This is a genomic window from Moorena sp. SIO1F2 (assembly GCF_010672755.1).
GTDB lineage: Bacteria > Cyanobacteriota > Cyanobacteriia > Cyanobacteriales > Coleofasciculaceae > Moorena.
The window spans coordinates 1-9,731 of sequence record NZ_JAAHFV010000252.1; the positions used below are offsets into that span (position 1 = coordinate 1).

A 9,731-nucleotide genomic window follows, 5' to 3' on the forward strand; every position below is an offset into this window, starting at 1 on the left:
TACTAGCTAAATTATTGCATGTTGTGGGAACAAGTATTCTGGAGAAAGGAGAAATATATGAAACGGCGCTATTATTAGGATATATTGGCGATTTAAGCACTTTAATTGCACAATTTCCCTTGGGTGACAAAGCCAGGAATATGGAAATTGCCATTACTGGCAATAAAATCGTACTAACTTTTTTCACCCGTGAAGTTTGTGCCGAAAAATGGGCTTTGACTCAAAACAATCTTGGAGGTGCTTACATTGATAGAAGAAAAGGGAAGAAAGCACAGAATATAGAACAGGCGATCGCTTGTTTCCAAGAGGCTCTGAAAGTTTATACCTTTGACGCTTTTCCTGAAGATTGGGCAATGACCCAATATAATCTTGCTCTTGCTTACCGTAACCGAATCACAGGGGATAAATCACAGAATATAGAACAACAAATCGCTTTTTTCCAAGAGTCTCTGAAAATTAGAACCTTTCAGGCATTGCCCCAAGCTTGGGCAAGGATACAATGTTATCTCGGTGAAGCTTACCGTAACCGAATCACAGGGGATAAAGCTGATAATATAGAAAAGGCTATCACTTGTTGGCAAGAAGTTTTGAAAGTTTATACCTTTGACACTTTTCCCAGAGATTGGGCACTTACGCAAAATAATATCGCTCTTGCTTACCATCACCGAATCACAGGGGATAAAGCTGATAATATAGAACGGGCGATCGCTTGTTACCAAGAATATTTGAAAGTTTATACCTTTGACGCTTTTCCCCAAGAATGGGCACTTACGCAAAATAATATCGCTCTTGCTTACCATCACCGAATCACAGGGGATAAATCAGATAATTTAGAATATGCTATTAGTTGTTTAAAAAAGGCTTTAACAGTAATAACATTTGACGCATTTTCCCAAGATTGGGCAACTATACAAAGTCATATTGCAGGTATTTACCTTGACAGAATTAAAGGGGACAAAGCTCAGAATATAGAACGGACAATATCTGGTTGCAAAGAGACTCTTAAAGTAATAACTGTTGAGGCATATCCTCAACAGTGGGGAAATCTACAAACTAATCTTGGGAATGCTTATTTTTATAGAATGAGAGGTAATAAAGCCGAGAATATAGAACGGGCAATCGCTTCTTATCAAGAGGTTCTGAAAGTAAGAACCTTTGAGGCATGTCCCCAAGATTGGGCAGGTACACTAGATAATCTCGGAAATGCTTACTTTTTGAGAATCAGAGGGGACAAAGCCGAGAATATAGAACGGGCAATTGCTTGTTACCAACAGGCTCTCAAAGTTTATACCTTTGACGCATTTCCCCAATATTGGAAAACTATACAAGCTCCTCTCGGTGCTGCTTACCTTAACCGAATCACAGGGGAAAAAGCTCAGAATCTAAAACAAGCCATCGCTTGTTTCCAAAAGGCTCTCAAAATTGATACGGTTGACGCTTTTACCCTGAATGAAGGACGCCTCCAAGCCTATCGAAAGCTGATTGAGCAACTACTCAGGCAGTCTAAGGATGAAGAAGTATTTAACGTTTTGAATAGCTACCGGGATTTGGTTGATGGGGGATTTCAGCAGACGATGCTGGTAGTGGCAGAAGATTTGCGAATCCAGGGCAATGTAGATAAGTCTTATTTTTTAACGAATATTGTAGAGCAGTTGATGGGGGTGCATCAAAAAACATTTGATGACCCAATTGACTTTCTCTTAGAGGTAGTACAAGAAAGTAATGGTGATAGGCAGATAATTTACCGATTACTGGCAGCAAATACAGACAAACTTAATCAGAAGTTAGCAGAGGAATTGCAGCCTTGGGCAATAACTAAGCTGAGTGAAGTAAAACCAGATGAAGCAAAATGTATAGTCGCAGGTATTTCTATATTTAGCGATCTGATTCAGACATTCCCCTTGGGTGACAAAGCCAGCAATATGGAAATTGCGATAACTGGCTATAAAGTTGTACTAACTGTTTTAACCCGCGACCAATTTCCAGAAGCATGGGCAATGACACAAAGTAATCTTGGTATTGCCTACTGTTACCGAATAAAAGGAGATAAAGCACAGAATCTAGAACTGAGTATTGCTTGTCACCAAAAGGCTTTGAAAGTTTATACCTTTGAGGCTTTTCCTCAAGACTGGGCAAAGGCGCAACATAATATAGGTGTTGCTTATCGTAACCGAATTACAGGTAATAAAGCTGAGAATGTAGAACTGGGTATAGCTTGTTATCAAAATGCGTTAAAAGTAATAACTTTTGACGCATTTACCCAAGATTGGGCAAGGACGCAAACTACTCTCGGAAATGCTTATCGTAACCGAATAAAAGGGGATAAAACACAGAATTTAGAACAGGCAATCGCTTTTCACCAAAATGCTCTGAAAGTTTATACCCTTGACGCATTTCCACAAGAATGGGCTTTGACTCAAACTAATCTTGGAAATGCTTACCTTCAAATAATAGAAGTGGATGATGTGGATAAAGAACAGAATTTAGAACAGGCAATCGCTTGTCACCAAAATGCTCTGAAAGTTTATACCTTTGACGCATTTCCACAAGAATGGGCTGTGACGAAAAATAATCTTGGAAATGCTTACATTTACCGAATTAAAGGGGATAAAGAACAGAATTTAGAACAAACGATCGCTTGTTGCCAAGAGGCTCTTAGAGTCAGAACCTTTGAAGCATTTCCCGAAAAGCATGTAGAAACTTTGTTTGTATTGGGCTTGGCTTATCAAGACAGTAACCAGTTTAATTTAGCTTACAGTACCTTTGCCTCTGCTATTGATACCGTAGAATCTTTGCGGGAGGAAATCATTTCTGGAGATGAAAGCAAACGCAAGCAAGCAGAAGAATGGAACAAACTTTATATCAGCATGGTAGCAGTTTGCATAGAATTAGATAAGAGCAGCGAAGCAATTGAATATGTTGAACGGAGCAAAACCCGCAATTTAGTTGAAGAGATTCTCCGCCGTGATATGAAAACCATTTTTACTCCAAAATTTGTTACTCAACTAGAACACTACAGGAATGAAATAGCGGCAGGTCAGGAGCAAATCCAACAGGGCAATGCTAAAAATCAAAAAGACCTGGCACAACATCTCCAAAAGTTGCGACAGCAGCGGAATGAATTACAAGACCAACATTTACCTATCGCGTCTGGGTTTAACTTTAAGCAATTTCAGAACAATTTAGATGACCATACTGCCATTGTAGAGTTTTATATTACACGGGATAAGCTGCTCACGTTCATCTTTACCGGTCAAACCCAACAGCCCATAGTTTTCCAATCTGAACCAAAAGACTTAGAGAAATTGATAAAATGGTTCAAAGGCTATTTCATAGCCTACTACAACAAAAAATCCCATTGGCAACGTCGCTTGACTACCCGTCTAAATCTGTTGGCAAAAATTCTGCACATTGATGACATCATTGAGCAGATTCCAGAAACGTGCGATCGCTTAATTTTAATCCCCCATCAGTATTTACATTTGTTCCCCATTCATGCTTTACCGATTAACAGTAAACAGGGAGAAGGTAAATCTAAAATTCTGATGGATCGGTTTCCAGCAGGGGTAAGTTACGCCCCTAGCTGTCAACTACTCCAACTTACTAAAACCAGAAAACGCCCAGAAGAGTTTACCCACCTGTTTGCGGTTCAAAACCCTACTGATGATTTGGATTACACTAACCTAGAAGTGGAAGTGATTAAATCATTTTTCCAAGCTGCTGAAGTCCTAGCCAGCCAAGACGCAAAAGAAGCTACTATCAAAGTGAATCAGAACTTGACAACAGCCCACTATTGCCATTTTTCCTGTCATGGCTATTTCAACCCAGAATCACCTGTAGAATCGGCACTGGTTTTAGCGGAAACGAAAACAAAACAGATAGTCCAAGACAAAACTACAGAAGATGGATTTCTGACTTTAGGGGAAATTTTTGGCCTCAAATTAGAACAATGTCGCCTTGTCACTCTTTCCGCTTGCGAAACAGGATTAATCGATTTCAAGAATAGCAGCGATGAATACATTGGGTTACCCAGTGGTTTCCTCGTTGCGGGTAGTCCAGCAGTAGTTAGTAGCCTGTGGACGGTACACGAATTGTCTACAGCGTTGTTGATGATTAAATTTTATGATAATCTGCTAAACTACCAAATGTCTTTAGCAGTTGCCCTCAACCAAGCACAACTCTGGCTGCGGGATGTGACTAAGGAAAATTTATTGCTCTGGATTAAGAGGTTATCTATAAAGGGTTATCAAAAGCGGTTTTTGAGTGCTCCGCTTTTGAAGAATGATGATTTTCGGCATCTAAGCCCCAACGATAAGCCTTTTGAAGAACCCTACCATTGGGCAGCATTTTGTGCAATTGGTCAATAGGAGTTAAGACTATGAACACTGAGATTCAAGCAATAGGAAATTTTATCAAGCTAATCAACACGCAACCAGATATTTTTTCTGAACAGGATCGGAATGAACTCGAAGCGATATTTCATCCCCTAATCAACACGGGATTACTTTTTTCTGAACAGGATCGGAATAAACTCAACACGATTATTCATTCCCTGGCTAATGATGATGTAAAGGGATTAGCAGATGAGATTGATAATTGGTGTACATCTCATCCAGTAATTGAGGATGCTCTAGATGTTATAGTTGCTAGTAAAACAATTGGTTATAAGGGAATTGGAGGCACTTTCCCCACTCATAAAACTAAAGCCGAAGATGACAAGAATCAAGGGGAAACCGTGGATAATGAGCTCCGCAAGAGTTCTACTGAAGAAACCGAAAAACCCAACACTCCCAAAGGCTGATGACTGACACCGCCTTGCCAATCAAAAACCCCAGCGTCACCCTTTATGCCTTCCATCTCTGCCAAGACTTAAGTCAAGAACCGGGACAGTTGCGACCGGATGCGGATCAGTTGTGGCAACACTGTGCTAAGCTCAGCCAACCCCTAGCTATCCCAGACCTGAAATCTTTACTGGAAAAATTACAATCCTCTCGAAGCCAAACAGCAATCACAAGCCGTTACATAGAACTATTACCTGATAATGGTCGCTTAACATACACACCACCACTGCAAATAGAAGGCTCTGGCCTAACAGTAGAGGTCTATCCGGTTAAAATTCATGACACTTATGCCGTTGATATAACTCTGTATTACCAAAATGTTACCGTTGCAGCCAGTCAATTTAGTCGGTTAAATCCCCAAGGGTGCCTCCTAGCCAGCACTATTCAACCTTCCTTGGGACAAACCTTAGTGCTCTATGGGGAACCCGTGGGCACTCCTGAGGAAGATAGAAAGTTAGCCAATGCCTGTGTCGATGCTTTTTTCCAGGGAAGCGACCAAAAACCCCAATTTAGCGAATCTGGGCAGTTATTTGGTAGCCCCATTTTTGCCTATGACAACGGTAAGGAGAAAGCAACGGAGCAATGTCACCTTCTGGTCTGGTTAAACCGTCACCCAGAAACCTTAAACCTGGCACAAAAGACTTACTTTTCATTGTTAAATCTGTTGTGCTGTCGCAGTAAAATCCTGTTTGCTTATGATCAAGCCCGTTGGTGTTATCGCCAAACTAGAGGACTCTATGGGCAACTGGAACAAGAGGTTCAAGGCTTCAAGGAATTGCCAAGGGAGCGAAAAACAAGGCTAGAGCAACTGAAGCAGAAACTGACCGAGATGCCATCCAAGACCTTTGACTATGCTGGTTATCTGCGAGACATGGAAGATCACAAAACTGCGATCGCTACCAATGCCGCCAACTATAACTACTGGCTAAAAAAAATCAGTGAATCTAGTCTCAAAGACGATAATATCGAGTTTTTAGAAGACTTCCTAAACCAAAGAACCGAGCTATTTCAAAATCAGATTCAAGTCAATCTCAATTATCTCAAACCCGGTCAGCAACTATTTGACCAGATGCTTGGTAGTATCCGAGGCATTGTGGAAACTGAACAAGCACAACAAGAGAAACGATTAGAACGTTGGATTGCCTCGGTGGGTATTGGTTTAGCGGTCAGTGGTATTTCTTCCCAAACCGATGCTAAACCTCTAGAAGCGATCTTGATCAAACTAAACCCCAATGTATCTATAGAAAAATGCCCTAAAGCTGAACTCCAGTCTTGCTTGAGTTACACTTTCTGGTTTGTGCTATTTCATGTTTTGCTTGGTGTGGGAGTTGGTGCGATTACTGCTTTTATTTTGGGTCGAAAGTAGGGAGTCGGGAGTCGGGAGTCGGGAGTCGGGAGTCAGGAGTCGGGGGCTTTTCTGGTGGGCAAAAACCCTTTGGTTCTTTTGATAATTCTAGAGCCTAAAATTTTGCCCACCCTACTTTATAAAAGTTTATTCTTTTGATAAATAATTTATAACTAAAAGTTAAACTTTGTGATATAATTTTAGCTCTGGAATCAAGTAGACAGCCTTTTCTAGGGTAGTGAGGCAATGCTGGGTGGGTTTTGGATAAATCTGTCTAAGCCGTGGTTGGGATCCCCCTCCCGTCCCCCTTAATAAGGGGGAAGCCAATTAATAAGGGTGAAGCCAATTTTCCCCCCTTAATAAGGGTGAAGCCAATTTTCCCCCCTTGCTAAGGGTGAAGCCAATTTTCCCCCCTTGCTAAGGGTGAAGCCAATTTTCCCCCCTTAATAAGGGTGAAGCCAATTTTCCCCCCTTAATAAGGGTGAAGCCTATTTTCCCCCCTTAATAAGGGTGAAGCCAATTTTCCCCCCTTGCTAAGGGTGAAGCCAATTTTCCCCCCTTAATAAGGGTGAAGCCTATTTTCCCCCCTTAATAAGGGTGAAGCCTATTTTCCCCCCTTAATAAGGGTGAAGCCAATTTTCCCCCCTTGCTAAGGGTGAAGCCAATTTTCCCCCCTTGCTAAGGGGGGTTAGGGGGGATCCCTACTCTTACGTTACCAATCCTTGAACCCCCTGGCTTATACCTCACCGGAAAGGCTATAGTTTCACATCAATTATGAGCAACATTTCAGAGCAACCTATAGAAAGAAGCCAACCGGCAAACCAAACTAACAATATTCTGGAATGGATTAAAGTTGTACTTTTAGTATATCTGCTAATTGTAGCAGTTGGCATGATTGGTACGGGTTTTAAATCCGCAACCGGATCACAGGCTAAAGAATTATTTGCCTTTGCCACTAATCCTTTCTTAGGACTAATCGTTGGTACCGTTGCCACAGCATTAATTCAATCATCAAGTACCGTAACTTCAATTATTGTTGGTTTAGTGGCTGGAGGCTTACCGGTAACCACTGCTGTGCCAATGGTGATGGGGGCAAATATTGGTACCAGTATTACCAATACCTTAGTTAGTTTAGGTCATATTGGGGATAAGAAAGAATTTAAGCGAGCCTTTGCTGCCGCTACAATCCATGACTTTTTCAACTTACTGAGTGTAGTCATTTTTCTGCCCGTTGAGATTATCTTTCACCCCCTAGAGAAGATTGCCCATTTCTTAGCTCAAAACTTAGTAGGAGGCGGTTCTCTAAGTGTCAAAGATTTGAACTTTGTCAAAGCTGCCACTAAGCCAGTTGTGAGTGTGTTTAAAACCATAACTCACGTTTTACCAGGGCCCTTTGATGGTATTGCTTTGATTATTTTAGGAATCGCGATGATTTTCTTGACCATTAGTTTTATTGGCAAACTGCTTAAAGTCCTAATGGTCGGTCGTGCCAAAGATATTCTTCATACAGCCATTGGTAAAGGACCAATCGCCGGTATTGCTGCTGGTACCTTAATGACAGTTCTGGTTCAATCTTCCTCCACTACCACCAGCTTGATGGTACCCTTGGCCGGTGCAGGGGTATTTGGCCTAGCGCAAATCTATCCCTTTACCCTTGGTGCGAACATTGGCACCTGTATTACCGCCTTGCTAGCAGCCACCGCTGTTTCTGGCGCAGAAGCCGTTCCTGCCCTAGAAATTGCCATGGTTCACTTGATCTACAACGTGCTTGGGGTGGTTATCATCTATGGCATTCCCTTCCTCTGTCGCTTGCCAATTATCAGTGCAGAAACCCTCGCTGCTGTGGCTAGTGAACGAAAAGCGATCGCATTTGCCTATATCATAGGCGTCTTTTTTGTGATTCCTGGCATCCTCCTTGGTGCTACGGCCATTTTCTAATAGTGGAATAATCAAACATTTATAGGGAGCTTAAATAAATTTTGATAATTTTTGTTCCCTACTCCCTACTCCCTACTCCCTACTCCCTTCCCTATACCATGAATGAAAGATTGGAATATATTGAAAAATTAGAAGGGCAAATTAACGAAGCCCAGACTACTCTCAACCGCTTAAAGGCAGAACGAGAGGAACTCATCCAAAAATTGCAACATGAAGAAATCGAGCGTCTAGAAGAACATTTAGAAAACGCTCAAGTTAAACTCAAAGACATTAACGCAGCAGCTGAAGAAGCATGGCACGAATTAAAAGAAACCATCGAACAGCTGCTGCATACTATCAGTGATAGCTTAAAAAACCTGATGCATAAATAAAGCGATAAAAATTTCCAAGGAAAAAACCATGAAGACAATCTTAGGAGCATTAGTTGCTACTCTTGGTGTAATCACCCTAGCTACTGGATGTTCAAATCAAGTACAAGACTCAGCACAATCTGGCATCCTGGGCGATGGTGAATTTAGCACTGAATCAGTCAATGTTTTATCAGTTTCCACCGGCAAATTCATCAAAATTGATGGCTCTAGCACCGTCTTTCCCATTTCTTATGAAGCAGCTAAGCGTTACCAACGAGATGTTACCGATGCCCCTGCGATCGCAGTCAGCTTTTCTGGTACTGGCGGCGGTTTCAAGAAGTTTTGTGCTGGGGATACGGACATCAATGATGCCTCTCGCCCGATTGAAGCAGATGAGATGGCAACCTGCAAGGCCAATGGAGTAAAGTATATTGAACTTCCCGTCGCCTTAGATGCTATTACCCTGGTAGTCAGCCCTAAAAATACTTGGGCTGAGGATATTTCCGTCGAAGAATTGAATAAAATTTGGCAACCACAAGCAAACGTAAAAATCGAAAAGTGGAATCAAATTCGTCAGTCTTGGCCAGACCGTCCTCTTAATCTCTATGGTCCAGGAGAGGATTCCGGAACCTTTGACTATATATTTTTCGACCTCAGAGTTAGAAGAAGTTTTGCTTACTCCCTTGAAAGTTTTAATGGAACAGCCAAAATTTATTAGTGGTTTGACTTGTTTTCATTGGTGGCCTAAAACAACGTTTGCGATAACTGATTAGCCGGATTTGATATTATAACTTTTTGTACCACACTTCTGTAAAATTATTCCAATTCCTTTGTGCTGGTAACGTGAACGTAAGCATTCAGCCGTCAGCCGTCAGCCGTCAGCCGTCAGCCGTCAGCCGTCAGCATTCAGCTGACGTAACAAAGATTAAACGAAGCTTACTTGTTTTATTTAAAAGCTCAAAGCTCAAAGCTGAGAGCTGAGAGCTGAGAGCTGAGAGCTGAGAGCTGATAGCTGATAGCTGAATGCTTACAGGTGAACAAGCTTTTACCCCTTCTATATCCAGAAGTTCTGTCAGCAGTTTAATTTCCTTTTTTGATGCCATAATGACAAATACATCCTCAAATTACATTATAGCGGTTTTTAGTATAACGAGGTACACAGGCTTTTTTACCTCTTGCTAGCATGCCTATTGCTAGCATGCCTATTGCCTCTTTTATGCTCCCTGCTCCCTGCTCCGAAGTCCCTACTCCCTGCTA

6 protein-coding genes are annotated in these 9,731 nt (G+C 41.7%); all 6 read left to right on the forward strand.

Going from position 1 to position 9,731, the window contains the following annotated elements; genetic code table 11:
• Nucleotides 1–23: 23 nt before the first annotated feature.
• The 6 genes from F6J94_RS24005 (at nucleotide 24) to F6J94_RS24030 (ending at nucleotide 9,192) form a co-directional block, all read left to right on the forward strand.
• Nucleotides 24–4,367 (forward strand): CHAT domain-containing protein, encoded by a 4,344-nt coding sequence (locus tag F6J94_RS24005; RefSeq protein ID WP_293044783.1) that lies wholly within the window; start codon nucleotides 24–26, stop codon nucleotides 4,365–4,367.
• Nucleotides 4,368–4,378: 11 nt separating this feature from the next.
• Entirely contained in the window at nucleotides 4,379–4,801 is a 423-nt protein-coding gene (locus F6J94_RS24010) for a hypothetical protein (protein WP_293044785.1), read from the forward strand.
• Entirely contained in the window at nucleotides 4,801–6,207 is a 1,407-nt protein-coding gene (locus F6J94_RS24015; protein WP_293044787.1) for a hypothetical protein, read from the forward strand. Before F6J94_RS24010 ends, F6J94_RS24015 begins: the two co-directional genes overlap by 1 nt.
• Before the next feature lie 753 nt (nucleotides 6,208–6,960).
• On the forward strand, nucleotides 6,961–8,124 hold the full coding sequence (locus tag F6J94_RS24020) for a Na/Pi symporter (RefSeq protein WP_293020073.1): 1,164 nt from the start codon (nucleotides 6,961–6,963) through the stop codon (nucleotides 8,122–8,124).
• A 41-nt stretch (nucleotides 8,125–8,165) separates the two neighbouring features.
• The gene (locus F6J94_RS24025; RefSeq protein WP_293020074.1) at nucleotides 8,166–8,495 is read left to right on the forward strand and encodes a hypothetical protein; all 330 of its coding nucleotides are present in this window, start codon (nucleotides 8,166–8,168) and stop codon (nucleotides 8,493–8,495) included.
• Between the two features lie 28 nt (nucleotides 8,496–8,523).
• Nucleotides 8,524–9,192 carry a substrate-binding domain-containing protein gene (locus tag F6J94_RS24030; protein WP_293044789.1) on the forward strand — a complete coding sequence of 223 codons (669 nt, stop codon included), beginning with the start codon at nucleotides 8,524–8,526 and terminating at the stop codon, nucleotides 9,190–9,192.
• Nucleotides 9,193–9,731 lie beyond the last annotated feature (539 nt).

Excerpts from the sequence above, each read along its gene's own strand:
- F6J94_RS24030 (WP_293044789.1), top strand. The coding sequence starts at position 8,524 with ATGAAGACAATCTTAGGAGCATTAGTTGCTACTCTTGGTGTAATCACC.
- F6J94_RS24020 (WP_293020073.1), top strand. The coding sequence starts at position 6,961 with ATGAGCAACATTTCAGAGCAACCTATAGAAAGAAGCCAACCGGCAAAC.
- F6J94_RS24015 (WP_293044787.1), top strand. The coding sequence starts at position 4,801 with ATGACTGACACCGCCTTGCCAATCAAAAACCCCAGCGTCACCCTTTAT.
- F6J94_RS24010 (WP_293044785.1), top strand. The coding sequence starts at position 4,379 with ATGAACACTGAGATTCAAGCAATAGGAAATTTTATCAAGCTAATCAAC.